Genomic DNA, 21,564 nt, shown 5'->3' on the forward strand with positions numbered 1-21,564 from the left:
CTTTTGGGGAGAAAAAGCGCGGAGTGGATACAGCACGCGGATGCGAATGGGGGACGCCCGTGTCCGAAGATCCGGGCCGTGAACGTGTGATCGCGGGTCGCTACCGTCTGTTGTCCCCCCTCGGCCAGGGCGGCATGGGGACGGTGTGGCGCGCCCGTGACGAGGTGCTGCACCGCGAGGTGGCCGTGAAGGAGGTGCGCGCCCCGGCCGGCCTTCCGGCGGCCGAGGTCCAGCGCATGTACACCCGGCTGGAACGCGAGGCCTGGGCGGCGGCCCGGGTGGCCGACCGCAATGTCGTGACGGTCTACGACGTGGCCCACGAGGACGGACGCCCCTGGATCGTCATGGAGTTGATCCGCGGCATCGCCCTGTCGGACCTGCTGGACGCCGAGGGGCCGATCCCCCCGCAGCGTGCCGCGCACATAGGCGCGGAGGTCCTGGCCGCCCTGCGTGCCGCGCACGCGGCCGGAGTCCTGCACCGCGACGTCAAACCCGGCAACGTGCTGCTGGCGAACGACGGCCGGGTGGTCCTCACCGACTTCGGCATCGCCATGGTCGAGGGCAGCTCGGCACTGACCATGACCGGCGAGGTCATCGGCTCGCCCGAGTTCCTCGCCCCCGAGCGAGCGCTCGGACGCACCCCGGGCCCCGAGTCCGATCTGTGGTCGCTCGGCGTACTGCTGTACGCGGCGGTCGAGGGCAACTCACCGTTCCGGCAGAGCACCCCGCTCAACACACTGCGGGCGGTCGTCGACGAGGAACTGCCTCCACCGCGGCGGGCGGGTCCGCTGACCCCGGTGATCGAGGGGCTGTTGCGCAAGGATCCGGCGGAGCGCATTCCGGCGGCACAGGCCGAGCGGGATCTGCGGATCATCGGGGCGGGCGGCACCCCGCGCATTGGCGCCGTCCCGGCGTACGCACCGACGGTCGCCGCGTTCCCAGGTGAGACGCCCACGCCCCCGCAGCCGGCCCCCGTCCCCACCACCGTCTCCCGGTCCGGGTACGGGAGTCCCGCCGAGCCGCCGGGCCGTGACCGCCGTGCCGTGGTGGTCCTGATCGCGGGTCTGGCCGCCCTGGTGCTGGCCGTGGCGGGGCTGACATACGCCCTGGTCCACCGGGATGGCGGCCAGGGCGGCGACGCCGCGGGCAGCGGGGCCTCACACAGCGACGACACGGGCAGTGCGGATGCAGGCGGGCCCGGTAGCGACACGGACTCGAGCCCCGCTCCGAGTGGCGGATCCACCTCGGACGGCAAAGGCGGCGGTCGTACGACCGAACCGCCCGCGCAGTCGGTCCGGGTGACGGTCACCGGCGTGCACACCGACTACTCCGGTGCCTGCCCGCCACCGGACGCACAGGCCCCGACGTTCACGGCCACGTTCACCGTGGGCCGGGTGCCGGTCGATGTGAGCTATCGCTGGGTGACCAGTACGGGACACGTCTCCGACCCCGGCTGGAAGACGCTGTCGTTCCCCGCGGACGGGGGGCGGACCCAGCAGCGCCAGGTCGTCGTGACCACGTACGAAGAAGGGGGTTCGGTCCGGAACGAGATCGGTGTGGAGGTCCGCGATCCGGTGCGGGTCACGTCCGACTCCGTGCCGTTCTCGGTGACCTGCGAGACGGAGACCCCGACGGGCGGGGCCTCCCCCTCGAGTTCGTGACCGTCAGGCCGCGCCGTTCAGTGCCGGCAGATAGCCGCCGGACTGACCGGCCGCGGTCGGGTGGTAGGACTCGCCTATGTTCAGCCAGTTGACGCTGTGCAGCCAGGCGGAGCCGGAGCAGATCTCGTGGCCGGTGAAGGTGGTGCGCACATCACCGAAGGTGAAGCCGTGGTCGGCGGCGCGCTTGGCGATGGCCGCGTTGATGTAGTCCGCTGCGTCGTTTATCGCGGACCGCTTGGTCTCGGACAGTCCGAGGCAGGTCGTGCCGAGCTTGTAGAAACGGGGGTAGCCCAGCACGACCACATGGGCCGCCGGGGCCTTGGCACTGATCGCCGAGTAGACGCTGTCCAGCCGGCCGGGCAGCGTCGAGTCCACGTACGCCTTGGCCGTCGCGATCCGTGACAGACAGGAGCTGTCCGACTGGAGCACGCATGTCGTCATGACGTCGGCGAAGCCGGCGTCGTTGCCGCCGATGGTGAGGGAGACGAGGCCGGTCGACGCGCTCAACGGGCCCAGCTGGTTGTTGAGCACGTCGGTCGTCCGGGCGCCCGAGCACGCCATGAAGCTGAACGACGCGGGGGCGTGGGCGGCCTGCCACAGATACGGGAAGGCCTTGGTGCTGCGGTCGCAGTCGCCGCTGGAGCCGATGTAGCTTCCGGCGCCGACACCCGAGGAGTAGGAGTCGCCGAGGGCCACATAACCGGTGGCCGCCGCCTGAGTTGACGCCTGCGCCGCGGCCGCCCCGGTGAGGGTGAAGCCGACGGCCAGGAGGAGTGACGTCACGTACGCCGCACATCGGGAACGTCTCATGGAACCTCCCTTTAGCAGGATCTCTGCCACAACTGTGGTAGCAGCCACGCATGTTGACAGGAAGTGTCCATGCCAAGACTTTCGGCGCAGGACGTCGCGGCACCGTTCACCGACCTGTCCGACCACGTGCGCCCGGCGGCCACACGAGGGGGTGTCGGACCGGGCCGTCCCGGCGGCGGTTCACGGATCACCACGCAACCCCGCACGAGGCTCGAACTCCGGTTTGACCGGAGCCCTGCATTTCCGGGCAACACATGTTTGAACCGCGCCAATAACCTGTGGGTGCCGCCTCCGCGTCTTGACGGCCCCCTCACGGCTGCGCGACATTGAAGCCCGGCATCCGGCGCTTCGGGGGGCAAAGTCGCCAATGCAGACCTTACGCATCAAGCCACCGTCATCAGACAGGGACGGGAGGTCGGGACAGGATCCGGGGAGGAGCCTGTCCCCCCTGCTCGCCGGCGCGGCAGTCGTCGTCGCCGGGGTCGGGGCGATCCTCGCGCTCAGCGGCGCGGACTCGCCGCTGCGCGGCCCGTTCACACTGTTCTTCCTGCTCGCCGCGCCGGCATCGGCCGTCGGCGCCGCCCTACGGGGACTGGAACCCTTCCCCCGCACGGTGGTGTCCGTGGCAGGAGCGATCGCGATCGATCTGCTGATCGCCCAGGGCATGCTGGCGGTGCACCGGTGGTCGGTGACCGGCGGCATCATCGCGGTGGCCGTGGTCAGCGCCGTCGTTCTCCTGCTGGTTCTGGTACGGCGGCAGCGCCGCCACACGGCGAGAAGACGGGCCTGAAGACGTGGACATCAGCGTGTACCGCCCGGGCGAGCTCAGGGCGGCCGACCGGGCGGCCTGGACGGCCCTGCAGTCCAAAGCCCATCTCAACGGCTCACCCGGACTAACGAACCCCTTCCTGTCACCCGAGTTCGCGCTCGCCGTGGGCCGGACGAGACGCGGCGTGCGTATCGCGGTCGTCCGCGAGGACGCCGAACCGGCCGCGTTCCTCCCGTTCCAGAGAACGGCCGCCGGCGTCGGCCGTGCCGTCGGCCTCGGGGTCTCGGACTGCCAGGGCATGGTGCACCGGCCGGGATTCGTCTGCGACGCGCGGGAGCTCCTGCGGGCCTGCGGGCTCGCCCTCTGGGAGTTCGACCATCTGGTCGAGGGCCAGACGCCGTTCGAGGCGGGAGTCTCCGGCACCTTCGCCTCCCCGGTCATGGACGTCGACCAGGGATACGAGGCGTATCTGAGCCGACTGCGCGACCGGTCACCGAAGTTCACCCGCACCACACTGGCCAAGGAGCGCAAGCTCGGGCGGGACGCCGGCGAGCTGCGTTACGTCCACGACGAGCGCGATCCGGCCGCCCTTCGGACGCTGATGGGCTGGAAGTCGGCGCAGTACCGCAGGACCGGGCGCAGCGACCGTTTCGCGCACGACTGGATCACCCAGCTGGTGCAGCAGCTCTTCCACACCCGCGCGGAAGCGTTCACGGGCATCCTGTCGGTCCTCTACGCGGGCGAACGGCCGATCGCCGCCCACTTCGGACTGCGCACCGATCGAGTGCTGGCCTGCTGGTTCCCGGCCTACGACCCGGAGTTCGCCAAGTACTCGCCCGGCCTGGTGCTGCATCTGCGGATGGCCGAGGCGGCCGCCGCCGACGGCATCGCCCATCTGGATCTCGGCCGGGGCCGCAAGGAATACAAGGACTCCCTGAAGACACGCGATCTCTACGTGTCCGAGGGGTGGGTGACACGACGTCACCCCGTTGCGTTCGGGCACAGGGCGCGCCGCGCCCCGGTCCGGGCACTGCGCAATGCGGTGCTGTCTCGGCCGGAGTTCTTCGAGCCGGCCGACCGCGTCCTCAAACGGATGGGGAAAATCCGTTCGAGGGGTTGATTTTCGCCCATTTACCGGTCAAAACCAGGGACACGTCCCAGGTCTTGCCATAAAGTCGCAATCGTCAATACCGTCATACATCAACCCGCATCGGTCCATCATCACGCGGCTCCAGGGGAGGGCTCAGGTACCGCGATGGTTCCGGCGCGGGGCGCGGTAGGGGGGTGCCGTGCTCGGCGACCACAGTCGTTCGAGTCGTGCCGCGCGGTCGGCTGCCGTTTTCCCGGCAGACGGCCAGCTTTGCCAGCTCACCCGACATGCACGGAGATCCATATCGGCATGCCGTAGGTGAGTACCCCCCTTTCGAACCGGACACAATGCCGGACCGTCCAGGGGCGGACGGTCCACCGGACGAGAGGGACCAGACCCATGAGTTCTGTTCTGCGCTCTGCAATTTCGGATCAAGGTCCGTTACATCAGGGCAGGTACCGACCCATCTCCTCTCACCTGGCCATCGCGCCACCGGTGAGCGTGGTGATTCCCGCCATGAACGAGGCGGAGAACCTCCCGTACGTCTTCAAGACACTTCCCGAGTGGATTCACGAAGTGGTCCTTGTGGACGGCAATTCCACCGACGACACCGTCCAGGTCGCGCGCGATCTGTGGCCGGGTGTGAAGGTCGTCGGCCAGCAGGGCAAGGGCAAGGGGGATGCCCTGATCACCGGCTTCGAGGCCTGCACGGGCGACATCATCGTGATGGTCGACGCCGATGGCTCCGCGGACGGTCAGGAGATCGTCAGCTATGTCTCCGCGCTGGTGTCCGGCGCCGACTTCGCGAAGGGCTCGCGGTTCGCGAACGGCGGCGGCACCTCCGACATGACGCCGATCCGCAAACTGGGCAACCGGGTGCTGTGCGCGATCGTCAACGCCAAGTTCGGCGCCCGCTACACCGACCTCTGCTACGGGTACAACGCGTTCTGGCGGCACTGCCTCGACAAGATCGAGCTGGACTGCACGGGATTCGAGGTGGAGACCCTGATGAACATCCGGGTCGTCAAGGCCGGGCTCAAGGTGCAGGAGATCCCGAGCCACGAGTACCTCCGCATCCACGGTGCGAGCAACCTGCGCGCGGTGCGTGACGGTCTGCGGGTGCTGAAGGTCATCCTCCAGGAACGCTCCAACCGGCGTGCGCTGCGCAGCCGCCCTCGCGCGGTGGCGCTCAACTCGGGTCAGGGAGAGCTGTCTTGAGCGCTCCGGACATCTCCGTGGTGATCTGCGTCTACACCGAGGACCGCTGGGAGGACATCCTCGCGGCGGTCTCCTCGGTGCGGGCGCAGTCCCGGCCGGCGCGCGAGACGCTGCTGGTCGTGGACCACAACCAGACCCTGCTCGAACGGCTGAGCGGGGAGTACAAGGAGGTCGAGGAGGTCCGCGTGCTCGCCAACGCGGGCCCCCGCGGCCTGTCCGCGGGACGCAACACCGGGATCGCCGCCTCCCACGGGGAGGTCATCGCGTTCCTCGACGACGACGCCGTGGCCGAGCGGGACTGGCTGAGGCACTTCACCGAGGGCTACGCGGACCCGCGGGTCATGGCCGTCGGCGGCCGTACGATGCCGATCTGGGCCTCGGGCCGCCGCCCGGCGTGGTTCCCGGAGGAGTTCGACTGGGTGGTGGGCTGCACCTACAAGGGGCTGCCGCCAGGCCGGGCGCGGGTGCGCAACGTCCTCGGGGGCAACGCCTCCTTCCGCCGCACGGCGTTCGCGGCGGCGGGCGGCTTCGCCACGGGCATCGGACGCGACGGCGACAAGCGCCCGCTCGGCTGCGAGGAGACGGAGCTGTGCATCCGGCTCAGCCGGGCCAGACCGGATGCGATCCTGCTGATCGACGACCGTGCGGTGATCCACCACCGGGTACCGGCGCCACGCGAGCACTTCGCGTACTTCCGCACCCGTACCTACGCCGAAGGCCTCTCCAAGGCCCTGGTGGCCCGGAGCGTCGGCTCCGACAAGGGACTGGAGTCGGAGCGCCGCTACACCACCCGGGTACTGCCCGCCGGTGTCGCCCGCGGACTGCGTGACGCTCTGCTGGCCCGCCCCGGCGGCGCGGGCCGGGCCGGCGCCATCGTCGCGGGGGTACTCACGGCCGCCGGTGGGTACGTCCTCGGGAGCGTCCGGGCGCGCAGGGGCGGCGCCACCTTCTCCGTGGTGCGGATACCGGACGGCGAGGGGGACATCGCATGAGCGGACAGGCCGTGCCGATCCTCATGTACCACTCGGTGGCGACGGCGCCCAACGAGGCGACCCGTGCCCTGTCGGTGGCGCCCGAGGCCTTCACCGAGCAGATGGCACAGCTGGCGGACCTGGGACGCACACCCGTCACCACCGCCGAGCTGGCCCGCTGCTGGCGGCAGGGGGACCCGCTGCCCGAGAGGCCCGTCCTCATCACCTTCGACGACGGATACGAAGGCGTGCACCGCCACGCCCTGCCCGTGCTCGCCAAGCACGGCTTCGTCTCCACCCTGTTCGTCTCGACCGGCTGGCTCCGGGGCGCCCACGACACCGGGGGCGGCCTCGACACCATGCTCGACTGGGACCAGGTGCGCGACCTCGCCGGCGGCGGGGTCGAGATCGGCGGGCACAGCCACACCCATCCGCAGCTGGACCAACTGGACGACGACACCCTGCGCTTCGAACTCCTGCGCTGCAAGGAGATCGTCACCGGCGAACTGGGCGCCGCCCCGGTCTCGTTCGCCTACCCGTACGGCTACTCCAGTCGCCGGGTGCGCCGTACCGTGCGCGAGACGGGGTACCGCCAGTCGCTCGCCGTCGGCAACGGTCTCGCCCGCCCGGGTCAGGGGCCGTACGCGCTGCAACGTGTCACCGTGCGCCGCAGCACGGGCGCGGAGGAGTTCGAGCGGCTCGTCCAGGGCCGTGCGATCGCTCGCAATTTCGCCAGGGACCGCGCCCTCACCAAGGGATACGCCGTGGTCCGAAGAGCACGACAGGTTCGCCGGAAGGCCATCGGTTCCCGTGTCTGACACGACCACCACAGCCCAGGCCCAACAGACCTCGACCGCGGCGCCCGAGCAGTCCGGGCGCCGCCTTCGCCTGCCCAGGAGCGGCGCGGGCGGCGGCAGCCAGCTGTTCCGCAACGCCTATGCGCTGATGCTCAACACCGGTATCTCCGCGGTGCTGGGCCTTGGCTATTGGCTGGTCGCCGCCCGCTACTACTCGGACGCCGCGGTCGGTCAGGGTTCCGCCGCGATCGCCGCGATGAAGCTCCTCGCCGGCCTCACCGCGGTGACCCTGACCGGCGCCCTGGCCCGCTTCATCCCGATCTCGGGCCGGGCCACCGGCCGCCTGATCTTCCGCACCTACGCGGGCAGTTGCGTCGTCGTGGCACTCGCCGCCGGCGTCTTCCTGCTGACGCTGCACGTGTGGGGCCCCTCGTACCGCTTCCTGCACGGGCCCGCTCCGGCGCTCGTCTTCGTGGTGGCCGTCATCGCCTGGAACCTGCTCACCCTCCAGGACGGTGTGCTGACCGGGCTGCGCAGCGCGCTGTGGGTCCCGGTGGGCAACACCGTGTTCTCCGCGGTGAAGCTGGTGCTGCTGATCGGGCTGGCCGCCGCGATCCCCATGATGGGTGTCTTCGTCTCCTGGGTCGCGGCCATCGCCACGTCCGTGCTGCCGCTCGGCTGGCTGGTGTTCCGGCGCCTGGTGCCCCGGCACGTCAAGGCGACGCAGGACCAGGCCGCCCCGCCCTCGGTGAAGGAGATCGGGCGCTTCCTGGCGGGCGACTACACCGGTTCGCTGTTCTCCCTCGCCGTGGTCTACCTCGTACCGGTGATCGTGGCCTCGCAGGTCAGCGCCGCGGACAACGCGTACTTCTACATCACCACCACGATCGGCGGCACGACCAATCTGCTCGCCATCAACATGGGGGCCTCGCTCACCGTCGAGGGCTCGCACGATCCGGCGCGCCTCGCCGCCAACACCCGGGCCGCGCTCAAGCGCATGGCCCGGATCATGCTGCCGGTGTGCGCGCTGCTGTTCCTCGGCGCTCCCTTCATCCTGCACGTCTTCGGCGAGGGCTACGCCCACGCGGCGACCCCGCTGCTGCGCTGGTTCGCGGTCGGGGCGGCGCTGCGGGTCGTCATGGAGACGTACTTCGCGGTGCTGCGCGCCCAGAGCCGTACCTCCGGACTCGCCTATCTCCAGGGCCTGTTGTGTGTCCTGGTGCTCGGGCTCACCGTGCTGCTGCTCCCCCGGATGGGGCTGACCGGCGCGGGTGTCGCGGAGATCTCCAGCCTCGCGGTGATCGTGGCGATCGCCGCACCCAAGCTGTTCAAGATCGTGCGTACCGCCCCGGCGGACGCCGTGCCGGAGGAAGCGGCACCGGACGGGGACCTCGCCGACCTGGGGGCGCGCGAGGTCCCCGCGTCGAAGGGCGGTCCGTCCTGGGCGAAGAAGCTCGACGCCGACACGCTCGCGCTCGGCATACACGTCGACTTCGACCATGTGGAGCGCCGGCCCGACGTACGCCCGGGTCCCGGCACCCCACCCACCGGGACGCCCGTGGTGTCCGTCGAGGGCGACCGCCCGACACGGCCGCTCGGGCCGCCGGGCGCGGAGGGTCCGGTGGGTCTGCCGGTGGAGGAACGGAACCCGGCCGCGGAGGACGGAGCCCTGTCCAGGGCCCGGGACTTGGCATCGGGCGGTTCCGCCGAGCGGTCGCGCCCCGCCACCTCGGAGCCGCCCCCCGAGGAGCGTCCGAATGCCCTCGGACCGCTCGGCGGTGTGCTCCTCGGCTGTCTGCTGGTCTCGGCGCTGCTGCTCTACTGGGTCCCGGTTCTGGGCCTCGACGACGGCTCCCTGGAGCGGATGGGCGGCCTGGGACTCATCTCGGTCCTGCCGCTGCCGACCCTGGTCGGGGCCGCACTGCTGGTCGTGGTGTTCGCCGCGCTGCTGTGGCGCGGCCGCGAGTCCAAGGTCCTGCTCCTGGTCACACTCCTAGCCACGGTCGTGTCGCTGCACGCCCTGCCCGCCGTGATCGAGACCGAACCCCGGTTCGCGACGGCCTGGCAGCACCTGGGGTTCCTCGACTACATCGACCGGACTGGGTCGGCCGTGCCCGACCTGGACGCCCGCTGGAGCTGGCCGGGCTTCTTCGCGGTGGCCGCGTTCGTCGCGAAGGCGTGCGGGGTCACCGATCTGACGGAGGTCATCCGCTGGTGGCCCCTGGCCATCCAGCTCCTGTATCTGGCACCGATGTTCCTGCTGCTGCGCTCCCTGCGGGCGAGCTGGCGCGCCAAGTGGACCGGCCTGTGGATCTTCGTGCTCAGCGGCTGGGTCGGCCAGGACTACTTCTCACCGCAGGGCTTCACCTATCTGCTCTACCTGGCCTTCGTGGCCGTCCTGCTGGTGTGGTTCCGCGCGCCGCGCGTGATCTGGACCAAGGCACGCCCCGGCGAGGCCGAGGTCGAGCCGGCCGGGCGCGGGCAGCGGGCCGTGTTGCTGATGGTGCTGATCGGCCTGTACGCGGCAAGCGTCCCGGCCCACCAGCTCACCCCGTTCGTAATGCTGGGCGTGCTCGCGGCGCTCGTCCTGATCGGCCGCTCCGAACTGCGCGGGCTGCCCATCCTGTTCGCGGTGCTGGTGGCCTTCTGGGTCGGCTTCATGGCCGAGCCCTACTGGTCCGGGCACTTCAACGAGCTCTTCGGCGGGGTCGGCGGCGTCGGCAGCAATGTGTCGACATCGGTCTCCGGGCGTATCCAGGGCGGCGACTCGACGCACAAGCTGGTCCTCTACACGAGGGTGGCGCTCGCGGGCGCCGTGATGGCGTTCGCCTGCTGGGGCTGGTGGCGGCGCCGCGAGAACAAGTACCGCGAGCGGTCGCTGCTCGTATTGACCTTCGTGCCGTTCCTGGGCTTCGGCATGCAGTCGTACGGCGGCGAAATGGCGCTGCGCGTCTTCATGTTCGCCCTGCCGGGTGCGGCCCTGCTCGCCGGGCTCGCGCTCTTCCCGCGCACCGGCGTGACGGCCGAGGAACGGGACAAGGACCGGATGAGCCTCGCACCGCTCGCGGCGCTCGTGGCCGGGCTGCTGCTGATGGGCGGCTTCCTGGTGGCCCGATGGGGCAACGAACCCTTCGAGCGGATCCGCCCCGGCGAGGTCGCGGCCATGGACTACGTGTACGCCCACGACGACCCGACGGTACGGCTGCTGTGGCTGAGCAACGACACGGTCGACAACGTCACGCCGGCGATGCCGTGGGGCGCCAGGGACATGGAGAAGGTGCAGTACGTGCCGACGCTCGCTCCCACGGATCCGGTGCTGGTGTCGGGTCTGGTCAAGTCGCTCAAGGACGCGGGTCCGAACTCCTATCTCATGATCAACGTGAGCCAGGTGACCTATCTGCGGATGGACGTGGGCTACTCGGCGACATGGGAGTCCCGGCTCGTCAAGAGCCTGGACGACCGCCAGGAACTGACGAAGGTCCTGGTCAACGACGACGTGACCATGTACGCGCTGCGCGAGCAGCCGGCGGGCGGCGTCGCGAAACCGGCTCCGGGTCCGATCGGACCGCGGGTGACCTGGACGCCGTGGTCGGTGGTCGGAGGACTCGCGGCCGTCGCCCTGGTCCTGATGCTCACGGCCCGCGAGATCGTACGCGTCGCGGTCCGGCCGAGCGTGCGCAAACTGCGCTGGCTGCAGTCGGGCTTCTGGTTCTCTCTCCCGCTGCTGGCCGTGCTGCTGGCCTCGCTGGTGCAGCGGTTCCTGACCATGGGGAAGGGCTGAGCGTCACCCGGCGTACGAGGTGAAGCGGCTCATCGCTCGAGCCACTTCACCTCGTACGCCTTCATGTCGAACCGCTTGCCGTCCACCTGGGCGCTGATCGCCCGGTCGAGGGTGTTGACCACGAGGACGACCCTGTCGGTGGCGAGGACGCGCACGTTCGGGACGTCGTCCTTGGCGACCGGCACCGTCCGGTACCTCGTGCCCGGCGGGAACTCCTCGCCGAAGCGGGAGACCAGGCCGTACATGGGCAGCGCCCGGCCGCCGTTCGCGGTGTCGGTCGGTGTCCACAGGCAGCCCGCGCAGTCGGTGCCCTTCTCCTTCTCCGGGTTCCAGTAGAAGCCCGAGGAGGCCCCGCCCTTGACCATGGCGATCATCCCGGCGGCCTGCACGGCGACACGGTGGCCCTCCGTCCAGCCCTTGCGGTCGTCGTTGCCGTCGGCGGGTTCGACGTAGTACTCCGCCCACCACAACGGCAGGTCGTGGGTCTGCCGCCGCACCCAGGCGCCGACGGCGGTGAGCTTGTCGGTGGCGGCGAACTCGTCGGGCAGCAGGTCGTCGTCCTTGGTGTAGCTGGAGCCGTCCACCACGACGAAGTCGGCGCCCGTCTTGTTCTTGTTCCAGTAGTCGAAGGCGTCGAGAACACGCTGGTCCATAGCGCCCCAGGGACCACGCAGGTCCGGGGAGGCGTTCTCCTTCTGCCGCGGGTCGACGCTGTCCATGACCAGGTACGGCCCGCCCACCATGATCTTCGGGTCGACCTGTTTGAGCGCCTTGTAGACCAGGTTGTACAGCCGGGTGTAGCCCTCGTAGTCCCAGCGGGCCTCGGAGTTGTTCCAGAAGCCCTTGAACTCGTTCCAGACGACGAAGTGGCGCACGTCCGGATAGCGCCTGGCGACGGTCGCCGCGAGCGCGGCGAAGTCCTTGTAGTGATCGGGCGTCGGCGCGGTCTCCAGGGCGGTCTGGCTCCAGTCGGTGCTGTCCGCGCCCGCCTTGCCGCCCTTCATCCAGTCCGGGGCGCAGCACAGGGTGACGACCGGGGTGCCGCCCGCCTTGCGGGCGAAGTCGATACGGCGGTCCATCGCCCCGAAGTCGTAATGTCCCTCGACCGGCTCGGGATTGTCCGCGCCCCAGCCCATGATGTGCTGGTTCTCCGGCAGCCGGGTGCCGGAGAGCAGGTCCTCGACGCGCGCGGTGGCGCTGCCGCTGCCCTCGTCCGCGCTGTACTGCGTATGCGTGAAACCCCAGCCGACGTCCGGCTTCGCCTCCTTCGGCACCTTGGCCGGCGTGCCATGCACCTTGTCGCCGTCCGGCGACGTACCGCTGGTGCTCCCACCGTTCCCCGGCAGTGTGTTGATCAGCGTCACCACCAGGGCCAGAGCGGCCACCCCCACGCCGAGCAGCGCGGTGAGCCGCCACCGCCATGCCCCCGTATCCCACTCATGACGTCCCATCATGGGCCACACTAACGGCGGGGTTCGACCCAGGAACAGATTTCGTCGTGCGACAGCCCTGTAACAGGACGTAGGGGGGCGGACCGGAAGCACCGGGCACTGCCGACACACCCGGCACACCTCGGAAAGCGGGTGCACGGGACGCCTGCGTGACAGATCATGGCGACATGTCCGCGAACCCACACGACGCTCTGCCGATCCGGCTCAACGTCGACGACAGCGACTCGCCGTCCGACGTCGTCGACGCGCTGTTCCTCGGCCGCTTCGCGACGGGCGAGCAGCCGTACTCGCACGCATCGAACATCGACCGCGTACGCTCCGGGGCCACGCTGCTGCCTCCGGGCGCCCGGGTGCTGCGCATCGCCCGTGACGACGACCGCAGCGCGACCCTCGCGGAGGGCGACGGCTGGACCCTGCTGGTCTCCCGGTGGAACCGCGGCGCGGACGTCACCGTGACCGCGACCAGCGCCGAACTCGCCGAAAAGGTGCTCACCCAGGCCACGGACGGCGCGGCGGACGAGCCGGAACCCCAGCCGGAGAACGTCACCATGGGCTTTTGGTACGTGTCGCCGAGGCGCGGCCCGCACCGCACGACACGGCAGATCGCGGCCGGCACGTGGGAGGAGGTCCGCCCCAACTACACGGCGCCGGTGGCGGACGCGATGGACCGCCTGATGAAGACGACACCGGAGGACATCGCGGGCCGTCTGCTGCTGCTCCACGGCCCGCCGGGCACGGGAAAGACGTCCGCCCTGCGCACACTGGCCCGCTCATGGCGGGACTGGTGCCAGGTGGACTGCGTCCTCGACCCCGAACGCCTGTTCTCCGACATCGGGTACCTCATGGACATCGCCATCGGCGAGGAGGACGGGGCGGGCAAGGGGCGCTGGCGTCTGCTCCTGCTGGAGGACTGCGACGAACTGATCCGCGGGGAGGCGAAGCACACCGCGGGCCAGGCGCTGTCGCGGCTGCTGAATCTCACCGACGGGCTGCTGGGGCAGGGCAGGAACGTTCTGGTGGGTGTCACCACGAACGAGGACCTGGAGCGGCTCCACCCGGCCGTCGTCCGACCCGGCCGCTGTCTCGCCCGGATCGAGGTGGGCCGTCTGACCCGCCCCGAGGCGGTGAGCTGGCTCGGCGGGGAGGAGGGTGTGGGCCGCGAAGGCGCGACGCTGGCGGAGCTGTACGCGCTGCGGCGGGGCACGTCCCCCACATCGGTTCCGGATCAGCGGGCGGGAACGGATTCGGGGCTGTACCTGTAGCGGAACGGTGAAAAGACCGTCGACAGTGCTTTGATGGTCGTATGACCGTGTTCGTCGGCACGTCGGGATGGCAGTACAAGGACTGGCGCGACGTCCTGTACCCGTCCGGCGTGCCTGTGCGGTTGTGGCTGGAGGAGTACGCGACCCGATTCGCCACGGTCGAGATCAACAACGCGTTCTACCGGCTGCCGTCCGAGGAGACCTTCGAGGACTGGCGCGAACGGGTTCCGCGTGACTTCGTTGTCGCGGTGAAGGCGAGCCGCTATCTGACGCACATCAAACGGCTGCGGGACCCGCAGGAACCGGTGCACCGCCTGATGAGCCATGCGGCGGGCCTCGGCGACCGGCTCGGCCCCGTGCTGCTCCAACTCCCGCCCACCCTGCGTGCCGACCCGGCCCTGCTCGACGACTGCCTCGCCTGCTTCCCCTCCGGCACCCGTATCGCGGTCGAGCCGCGCCACGACTCGTGGTGGACGCCGGAGGTCCGCGCGGTGCTCGAGGCCCGGGGGGCGGCGCTGTGCTGGGCCGACGTACTCTCCCGCCCGGTCACCCCGCTGTGGCGCACCACCGACTGGGGCTACGTCCGCTTCCACGCCGGTCGCGCCCGGCCGTGGCCGCACTACGGCCGCCGGTCCCTGACCTCCTGGGTCCAGCGCATCGACGCCGTCTGGCCGGACGGACGGGACGTCTACGCCTACTTCAACAACGATCCGCACGCAGCGGCGGTCCTGGACGCGATGACCTTCGCCCGCGCGGCGACGGCGGCCGGCCTGAAGGTGACACGCACACCCCAGCACCTCCCGGCGGCGGCCAGGGACACGGCACGGCGATAGAGCCGGCCGTCCGGATCACGCCGGCGTCGCGGGACCCGGCGCACCGCGACGGCCTTCACGGCCGTCATCACCCACCGCGGCGTCTCCGCCTACTTCGCAAACGCCGCCCGCAGCGCCTCCCGCACCGCGACCAGCGCCTCGGCCTCCGTGAGGCCGAGGCGGTGCACACGCTCCGCGTACCCGGCGGCGGCGCCCGCCGCCTCACGCTCCGCGGCCGAACCCGCGGCGGCCACGAACGTCCCGTTGCGGCCGCGGGTCTCGATCACCCCGTCCGTCTCCAGCGCCCGGTAGGCCTTGGCCACCGTGTTCGGCGCCAGACCGAGGGACTCGGCCAGCCCGCGCACGGTGGGCAGGCGGTATCCCACCGGCAGCGAACCGGACCGGGCCTGTTCGGCGATCTGGGCGCGCACCTGCTCGTACGGGGCGCCCCCCTCCATGATGTGGATCTTCAAGGTCACAGGCCGATTGTCCCCCAGCGGCGGGAATTCGGAGGCACCCGACCACAACCTCCGCGTAGCGTGCGAGCCATGACCGTGACCGTGCGCGACGTCCGTCCCGACGCACCCGAGGACACCGACGCCTTCGCCCGCATCCGCCGCCGCACGCTGCCGTACATGATCTCCACCGGCGCGTCCCTCGCCTACGACCTGCGGCACACGCACCCGGACGCCCACTACCGGCCCCTCCTCGCGGAGGAGGACGGCGAGCCCGTCGGGACGGCCCAGGTCGGCCTGGTGTACGACAGCCCGGAACCCGGACACGCCTACGTCAACGTCTACGTCGACCCGGACCGGCAGGGCCGCGGCGCGGGCTCACTGCTGGCGGCCACCGCCGAGGAGCGGCTGCGGGCCCTGGGCGCGACCCGGCTGTACACCTGGGTGTCGGACGCGCCCGCACCCCGCGGCTTCGCCGAGAGGCGCGGTTGCCGCGCGGGCCGCTCCGCCCACTTCCTCCGTCTCGACCTGGCGCACGGCGCACTGCCCCCGCTGCGGACCCCTCCGCCGGGCGTGGAGCTCGTCACCGGCACGGACTTCGCCGACGACCCGCGCCCCCTGTTCGCGCTGGACGCGGAGACGGTCGCGGACGAACCGAGTGAGGTGGAACGCGAGTTCACCGACTACGAGGCCTGGCTCGAGGAGACCTGGAACCATCCCCTCCTGTCCCGGGAACTGACGTCGGTGACGGTCGTGGGCGGCCGCCCGGTCGCCTTCACCGCGGCCCGCACCGACGGCACCCGCTACGGCACCGTCATGACGGGCACCCTTCGCGCCTTCCGGGGCCGCGGCCTCGCCAAGCTCGCCAAGAACCACTCACTGCACCGTGCCCGCGAGGCCGGGCTGAGGGAGGCGTTCACGGGCAACGACGCCGGCAACGAACCGATGCTCGCGATCAACAAGTGGTTCGGCTACGAGGTCTGCGCGACGGAGGTGCAGTATGTCCGCGAACTCGGCTGACACAACGGGCTCGGTGGAGGTCGTCCTGGTCAAGGCGGGCCGCACGAAGATCCGTTACCCCGCCGAACTGCTCCACGACGACGGGACCAGGATCGCCGTGCGCGCGCCCTGGGCGGCCGCCGGCGTCCGCGACTTCGGATTCGTACGGTTCGAACCCGGAGACGTCCTCACGGAGTACTACTGGCGCGACCGCTGGTACGCGGTGAAGGAGGTCCGTGACGGACAGGGCAGGCTGAAGGGCTGGTACTGCGACATCACCCGACCGGCCACCGTCTCGGCCGGCGAAGTGACCGTCGACGACCTCGATCTGGACCTGTGGCGCTCCGCCGACGGCCGGACCGTGGTCCGCCTGGACGAGGACGAGTTCGCGGCGAGCGGGCTCGCGGTGACGGACCCGCAGGCGGCCGCGGCCGCCGTACGGGCCCTGGCCGACCTCGAACTCCTCGCCCGTGGGGGCGATTTCGAGAGCTTGCTGGCCTGAGCCCGGCCGGTCAGGACACCGCCACCGCCGCATACCGCTCGTCGTCGACCTCCTTGCCCCACAGCCGGGCGTCGTCCGACAACCGCTCGACCCGTACGTCGAGACCGAGGGGCGCGAGGAGTCCGTTGAGGCGGTCGGCGGGGATGCCGACCGGGGTCGTGGCGCCCCACACGCCCTCGACCAGCACCAGTCGTCCCCCCTCCGCGCCGCGGACGCGCCCCGGCCGCAGCAGTCCCCGCCAGTGCCGCAGGACCCGGCCCGGATCGGGCAGGGCCCACAGCACATGCCGGACGAGGATCACGTCGAAGAGTTGTTCGCCGACCGGCGGGGCCGCGGCGTCACCGACGTGGAACACGGCGTCACGGCCGGCGAGCTTGGCGCGGGCCTTCGTCACCATCGCCGGTGACATGTCCACGCCGGTGACGCGGTGCCCACGCTCGGCGGCGAGGAGTGACAGGCTGCCCGTGCCGCAGCCCAGATCCAGCACATCCGCGGGCTGCGACGGCAGCCACTCCCCCAGCCGGGCGGCCCAGGCCTCGCGCACCGCGGGATCGCGCAGACCGTGGTCCGGCTCCTCGTCGAAGGTGGCGGCCGCGGCGTCCCAGTCCACGCCCCCGCCCGCCGAGGTTTCGGAGTTCCCGTTCTTGGCCATGTTCCTGGTCATGTACCTGGTCATGAGGCCAGGGTGACAGCCACCACTGACAGCGACATGGTGACAGCCGCCACAGACAGACCGCGATCGATGAGGAACCCTCGCCCAAAGGGTCTACCTCAGGACAAACGAGGAACCCGAAAAAAATAGGCACAAGGAGGCAGTCATGCGCCGAGTGACCCTGCACAAGCCCCTGAAGAGGACCGACTCCCGCCGACTGCGCGAGGAAACCGAAGAGCGCCCCGTCGAGCGCCCCGAGATGCGCAAGGACATCGCGCGCATCTGGTGGCCGGACGGCTGAGGCCGCCCCTCGCCTCCGGCACGTCAGGCAGGACGGTCCGAGTCCAGCCGCTTGCGATAGTGCACCCGGTCGTACGGCCCGTCGGCGCGGCGCTCCACGACCTCGTATCCGTACTTCGGGTAGATCCTCCGGTTCTCCCACATCATCGCGTTCGTGTACAGCCTGATCTCGTTCCGTCCGAGCGCACGCGCGTGCGCGTCGACGAAGGCGAGCAGCCGCCGTCCCACTCCCTGCCCCTGTGCGTCGGGGTGCACGGCGAGGCTGTCCAGGAACAGACGGTCCCCGCGCGCCTCCACGACCACGAGACCCGCCACGGGCTCCCCCGTCACGAACACCCGCCCTGCGGCCACGTCCGCCGCGTGGTCCGCCTCCATGGGCTGCGGCACCACCCCGATGCGCGCGATGTAGGGGCGGTACGCCGCATCCGTCAGGGCGCGCACCGCCGGCACATCGGCGGCGACCGCCCGCCTGACCCCCTCGCCCGCCCTGTCGTCCGCGATGCCCTCTGCCATGGGACGCACGCTACCCGCCCGGGCAGCGCACCCGGCACCGCGTGGCCGGCCGCGCGGCCCGTACGAGGCGGGCCGATACACAGCTGATGCCCGGCTGAGCTGCGCCGGATGCCTGGCGGGGGTGCGGTGACGGCAGAATTCGGGCAGGACGCGATCCCCGTCGCATGATGGAGATCCAGCACCTACGTCCGATGGGGAGAGATGTCGGTTCCAGTGGCTGGGGGCAGTACCCCGGCACCCGTGACGATCCTGCTCGTCGAGGACGACGAGGTGATCCGCAGATCGGTCACGATGGCGCTGGAACGCTACGGCTACCGTGTCACGTCCGCGGGTGACGGCCTGAGCGGACTCGAACTGTTCCGGGAGGGCCGACACGACCTGCTGCTGCTCGACGTCATGCTGCCCGGGCTCGACGGGATCGGGCTGTGCCGCAGGGTCAGGGAGACCAGCACGGACCCGGTACTGATGATGTCCGCACGCGGCGACGCTCTGGACGTGGTCTCCGGTCTGGAGGCGGGTGCCGACGACTACGTCGTCAAACCCGTCGACACCGCGGTGCTGGTGGCCCGGATCCGCTCACTGCTGCGGCGGGCGGCCTTCGCCCCCGCCGCGTCCCGGACCCCGGCCGACGTGGCCGACGGAGCGGGCCGGCCGGGCGAAGGCGGTCACCCCGGCGGACAGGCCACGCTCGTCTTCGGTGATCTGACCATCAACACGGCGGGGCTCGAGGTCTTCGTGGCGGGCCGGCCGGTCGCGCTGGCCCCCACCGAACTGCGGCTGCTGCTCGAGTTCGCCGCGAACCCTGGCATCGTGCTGGACCGGCAGATGCTGCTGCGCAACGTGTGGGACTACGGCTGGGACGGCGACAGCCGCGTGGTCGACCTGTGCGTGCAGCGGCTGCGGAAGAAGATCGGAGCCGAGCGGATCCAGACCGTGCGCGGGTTCGGCTACAAGTTGCGGCGCTGACGTGGACACCCTGCGCGACCTGCTCAACTGGCGTTCGCTGCGCTGGCGGATCGCCCTGCTCGTCGCCGTGGCCTGCTGCGCCATCGCGCTGACGGTCGGGGTGCTGGTCCATCGCAGCACCCTCGACCGGTCGATGAACGACGGCGAGTCCAAGGCCGTCACGCAGTTGTCCAGGGCCCTGCAGGACTACGAGCGGGACGGGGTCGCGCCCGACTGGCTGCGGATGTCGCCCGGTGCCATGCCCGACGAACTGCTGCGTCGGCTCCGCGACCGGCAGGGGCCGAGCGGCGGATACGCCACCTGGTACGACGGCGACGGCCCCGGGGACCATCCCTCGATGTGGGCGGCGCGGACATACCGCGGCAGCCCCGTGGCGGTGCAGGTCGACATGACGACGGACCTGCTCACCCGGCGCGCCCTGGACCGGCACATGTGGAAGTACTCCCTGGTGGCGCTGGCCGTCGTCGTGCCGCTGTCGGCGCTCGCCGCGGAACTGCCCAACCGCAGGCTGCGGCAGGTGGCACGGACCGCACGCCGGATCGCGGCCGGTGACCTGGCCGCGAGGACCGCGGCCGGCCGCGGCGGCGACGAGATCACCGAGATCTCGGCCACCGTCGATTCGATGGCCGACAGCCTGCTCGGACGGCTGCGCAGCGAGCAGCGTTTCACCGCCGACGTCGCCCACGAACTGCGTACCCCGCTGATGGGCCTGGTCACCGCCAGTGGGCTGCTCCCCGAGGGGGAGGCCACCGATCTGGTGCGTGACCGGGTGCGGGTACTGCGGACACTGGTGGAGGACCTGCTGGAGATCTCGCGGCTCGACGCGGGTGCCGAGCGGGCCGAACTCAGGCCGGTTCCGCTGGCCGAGGCGGTCGGCGAGTCACTGGCCCGCACCGGGCTGGGGACACGACTCACCACGACCGGTGCCCTGTCCGCCGAGACCGACCCGCGCCGGCTCGACCGGATCGTCGCCAACCTGGTCGTCAACGCCCACCGGCACGGCCGTGGACCCGTCGAGGTCGAAGTGGCGGGGACCTGTGTGACCGTGCGCGACCACGGCCCGGGTTTTCCCCGCGAACTGCTCGCCGAGGGCCCCCAGCGGTTCCGCACCGGGGCGTCGGAACGCGGCCGGGGCCACGGTCTCGGGCTGACCATCGCGCTCGGCCAGGCCCAGGTCATCGGGGCATCGCTGTCCTTCGCCGACGCGCCTGGCGGCGGGGCCGTCGTCACCCTCCGGCTGCCGAAGGCCGGCTGACGCCTCGCGCGGCGCCGCACGGCACCGCGGGGCCGCCGTGCCCCGGGGCACGGCACACGGAACGGCCCGGGCGGGCCGGCGCTGATACACGACGGATGAACGGCCGAGCGGGGGCCGAGGCACGGTCTCGGCCGTGCGGACATCCGCCCCGCACAAGGTGGTCGACGTGCGTGAACGCCGCGCACATGCCCCTTGGAGGTGCCCCCGTATGCGCACAGCCCCCGAGTCGTGCGAGCGCGACACGGACCGTACATCACCGCCGGGGTCCCCCGGTCCGTGGCCCGTGCCCGGCCGGTCACGTCATCTGCCCCGCCGGACGGCCCTGCTGACGACAGGCGCCACCGCCCTGGTCACCCTGGCCGCGCTCGCCGCCGCCGTCGTCACCCCGGAAGGCGACGGGGGCGGTCCGCCGGGGACCGGCCGGGCGGGCGGACGGACGGGGCGGCCCGCCGTGGCACCGCTGCCCTGGCCGCACGAGGGGCAGGCGAGTGTGCTGGTCGAAGGGCTGGGTGACCGTGGCGACCTCGGTACGCACGGCGCGCAGACACCGGTCCCGATCGCCAGTATCGCGAAGGTGATGACCGCGTACGTGATCCTGCGCGACCATCCGCTGCGCGACGGCGAACCCGGCCCCCGGATCACCGTCGACGAGTCGGCGGCGAACGAGTCCGTCTCCGGTGTGGAGTCCAGCGTGCCGGTCGTGCAGGGGCGGCGGCTGGGCGAACGGCAGCTGCTGGAACTGATGCTGATCCCCTCCGGCAACAACATCGCCCGGCTGCTGGCCCGTTGGGACGCGGGCTCGCAGCAGGCGTTCGTGGCGAAGATGAACCGGGCCGCCCACGACCTCGGCATGGACCGGACCACCTACACCGGGGCGAGCGGTATCGAGCCCACGACCACAAGCACCTCCGCCGACCAGCTGAAGCTGGCCCGGCAGGTCATGCGCGACAAGGTCTTCAGATCCGTCGTCGCGCTGCCCAGCACCACCGTCCCCGGTGTGCCCGGCACGATCCTCAACACCAACACGCTGCTCGGCACGTCCGGCGTGATCGGGCTCAAGACCGGCTCCAGCACCCCCGCGGGGGGCGCGCTGATGTGGGCGGCCACCGCACCCGACCGCCGCGGCCGGGACCGTCTCGCCCTCGGTGTCGTCCTGCACCAACGTGCCGGCACCAGCCCGCAGGAGGGCCTGAACGCCGCGCTCGACGCGAGCAGTTCACTGATCGAGGGCGTACGGCGGTGGATGTCCGGTAACGAGTCCGCGCCCACCGCCGGTCCCCGGCCCGGAAGGCGGTGACAT

20 protein-coding genes are annotated in these 21,564 nt (G+C 71.1%); 15 read left to right on the forward strand and 5 right to left on the reverse strand.

Translation table 11 applies throughout. From position 1 onward, the window contains the following. Positions 1 to 59: 59 nt before the first annotated feature. The gene (locus tag ADL25_RS01800; protein ID WP_059125768.1) at positions 60 to 1,661 is read left to right on the forward strand and encodes a serine/threonine-protein kinase; all 1,602 of its coding nucleotides are present in this window, start codon (positions 60 to 62) and stop codon (positions 1,659 to 1,661) included. A 3-nt stretch (positions 1,662 to 1,664) separates the two neighbouring features. Here the strand turns inward: ADL25_RS01800 and ADL25_RS01805 are convergent, their stop codons facing one another. Then, positions 1,665 to 2,471, reverse strand: a complete 807-nt coding sequence (locus ADL25_RS01805; RefSeq protein ID WP_059125769.1) for an SGNH/GDSL hydrolase family protein — start codon at positions 2,469 to 2,471, stop codon at positions 1,665 to 1,667. A gap of 367 nt (positions 2,472 to 2,838) precedes the next feature. On the opposite strand from ADL25_RS01805, the gene ADL25_RS01810 reads away from it, so the two are divergent. From ADL25_RS01810 to ADL25_RS01835, 6 genes are all read left to right on the forward strand, one after another. After that, entirely contained in the window at positions 2,839 to 3,261 is a 423-nt protein-coding gene (locus ADL25_RS01810) for a hypothetical protein (RefSeq protein WP_059125770.1), read from the forward strand. 4 nt (positions 3,262 to 3,265) lie between these two features. Continuing rightward, complete coding sequence (locus ADL25_RS01815; RefSeq protein WP_059125771.1) at positions 3,266 to 4,360, forward strand: GNAT family N-acetyltransferase; 1,095 nt, start codon at positions 3,266 to 3,268, stop codon at positions 4,358 to 4,360. 369 nt (positions 4,361 to 4,729) lie between these two features. Next, the gene (locus ADL25_RS01820) at positions 4,730 to 5,548 is read left to right on the forward strand and encodes a glycosyltransferase family 2 protein (RefSeq protein WP_059125772.1); all 819 of its coding nucleotides are present in this window, start codon (positions 4,730 to 4,732) and stop codon (positions 5,546 to 5,548) included. After that, positions 5,545 to 6,540: a glycosyltransferase family 2 protein gene (locus ADL25_RS01825; protein ID WP_059125773.1), complete on the forward strand. Its 996-nt coding sequence runs from the start codon at positions 5,545 to 5,547 to the stop codon at positions 6,538 to 6,540. Before ADL25_RS01820 ends, ADL25_RS01825 begins: the two co-directional genes overlap by 4 nt. Next, the gene (locus ADL25_RS01830; RefSeq protein ID WP_181923016.1) at positions 6,537 to 7,337 is read left to right on the forward strand and encodes a polysaccharide deacetylase family protein; all 801 of its coding nucleotides are present in this window, start codon (positions 6,537 to 6,539) and stop codon (positions 7,335 to 7,337) included. The genes ADL25_RS01825 and ADL25_RS01830 overlap by 4 nt, the downstream gene beginning before the upstream one ends. Next, positions 7,330 to 11,097 (forward strand): lipopolysaccharide biosynthesis protein, encoded by a 3,768-nt coding sequence (locus ADL25_RS01835; protein ID WP_059125774.1) that lies wholly within the window; start codon positions 7,330 to 7,332, stop codon positions 11,095 to 11,097. Before ADL25_RS01830 ends, ADL25_RS01835 begins: the two co-directional genes overlap by 8 nt. Before the next feature lie 29 nt (positions 11,098 to 11,126). Here the strand turns inward: ADL25_RS01835 and ADL25_RS01840 are convergent, their stop codons facing one another. Further along, positions 11,127 to 12,548, reverse strand: a complete 1,422-nt coding sequence (locus ADL25_RS01840; RefSeq protein WP_059125868.1) for a GH39 family glycosyl hydrolase — start codon at positions 12,546 to 12,548, stop codon at positions 11,127 to 11,129. A gap of 167 nt (positions 12,549 to 12,715) precedes the next feature. On the opposite strand from ADL25_RS01840, the gene ADL25_RS01845 reads away from it, so the two are divergent. Both ADL25_RS01845 and ADL25_RS01850 read left to right on the forward strand, forming a co-directional pair. Further along, a complete protein-coding gene (locus ADL25_RS01845; protein ID WP_059125775.1) occupies positions 12,716 to 13,810 on the forward strand; it encodes a DUF5925 domain-containing protein in 1,095 nt (364 codons plus the stop codon). A gap of 41 nt (positions 13,811 to 13,851) precedes the next feature. Next, a complete protein-coding gene (locus ADL25_RS01850; protein ID WP_059125776.1) occupies positions 13,852 to 14,643 on the forward strand; it encodes a DUF72 domain-containing protein in 792 nt (263 codons plus the stop codon). An 89-nt stretch (positions 14,644 to 14,732) separates the two neighbouring features. Here ADL25_RS01850 and ADL25_RS01855 read toward each other — a convergent pair whose 3' ends face one another. Next, positions 14,733 to 15,101 carry a GntR family transcriptional regulator gene (locus ADL25_RS01855; protein WP_059125777.1) on the reverse strand — a complete coding sequence of 123 codons (369 nt, stop codon included), beginning with the start codon at positions 15,099 to 15,101 and terminating at the stop codon, positions 14,733 to 14,735. Positions 15,102 to 15,170: 69 nt separating this feature from the next. Between ADL25_RS01855 and ADL25_RS01860 the strand changes: the two genes are divergently transcribed. Together ADL25_RS01860 and ADL25_RS01865 are read left to right on the forward strand one after the other, a co-directional pair. Beyond that, complete coding sequence (locus ADL25_RS01860; protein ID WP_059125778.1) at positions 15,171 to 16,097, forward strand: GNAT family N-acetyltransferase; 927 nt, start codon at positions 15,171 to 15,173, stop codon at positions 16,095 to 16,097. Next, positions 16,078 to 16,578: a DUF402 domain-containing protein gene (locus ADL25_RS01865; RefSeq protein ID WP_059125779.1), complete on the forward strand. Its 501-nt coding sequence runs from the start codon at positions 16,078 to 16,080 to the stop codon at positions 16,576 to 16,578. The genes ADL25_RS01860 and ADL25_RS01865 overlap by 20 nt, the downstream gene beginning before the upstream one ends. A 10-nt stretch (positions 16,579 to 16,588) precedes the next feature. Here ADL25_RS01865 and ADL25_RS01870 read toward each other — a convergent pair whose 3' ends face one another. Then, a complete protein-coding gene (locus ADL25_RS01870; RefSeq protein ID WP_059125780.1) occupies positions 16,589 to 17,230 on the reverse strand; it encodes a class I SAM-dependent methyltransferase in 642 nt (213 codons plus the stop codon). Between the two features lie 166 nt (positions 17,231 to 17,396). On the opposite strand from ADL25_RS01870, the gene ADL25_RS51485 reads away from it, so the two are divergent. Then, complete coding sequence (locus tag ADL25_RS51485) at positions 17,397 to 17,531, forward strand: hypothetical protein (protein ID WP_107116480.1); 135 nt, start codon at positions 17,397 to 17,399, stop codon at positions 17,529 to 17,531. A 23-nt stretch (positions 17,532 to 17,554) separates the two neighbouring features. Here the strand turns inward: ADL25_RS51485 and ADL25_RS01875 are convergent, their stop codons facing one another. Continuing rightward, a complete protein-coding gene (locus ADL25_RS01875) occupies positions 17,555 to 18,043 on the reverse strand; it encodes a GNAT family N-acetyltransferase (protein ID WP_059125781.1) in 489 nt (162 codons plus the stop codon). A 201-nt stretch (positions 18,044 to 18,244) separates the two neighbouring features. Between ADL25_RS01875 and cseB the strand changes: the two genes are divergently transcribed. From cseB to ADL25_RS01890, 3 genes are all read left to right on the forward strand, one after another. Continuing rightward, positions 18,245 to 19,009 (forward strand): two-component system response regulator CseB, encoded by a 765-nt coding sequence (cseB, locus tag ADL25_RS01880; RefSeq protein WP_059125782.1) that lies wholly within the window; start codon positions 18,245 to 18,247, stop codon positions 19,007 to 19,009. Between the two features lies 1 nt (position 19,010). Beyond that, positions 19,011 to 20,264 (forward strand): sensor histidine kinase, encoded by a 1,254-nt coding sequence (locus ADL25_RS01885; RefSeq protein WP_059125783.1) that lies wholly within the window; start codon positions 19,011 to 19,013, stop codon positions 20,262 to 20,264. Between the two features lie 208 nt (positions 20,265 to 20,472). Continuing rightward, positions 20,473 to 21,561, forward strand: a complete 1,089-nt coding sequence (locus ADL25_RS01890) for a D-alanyl-D-alanine carboxypeptidase family protein (RefSeq protein ID WP_059125784.1) — start codon at positions 20,473 to 20,475, stop codon at positions 21,559 to 21,561. Positions 21,562 to 21,564 lie beyond the last annotated feature (3 nt).

This window comes from Streptomyces sp. NRRL F-5122 (genome assembly GCF_001507435.1).
In the GTDB taxonomy this organism is placed as follows: Bacteria; Actinomycetota; Actinomycetes; order Streptomycetales; family Streptomycetaceae; genus Streptomyces; species Streptomyces lannensis.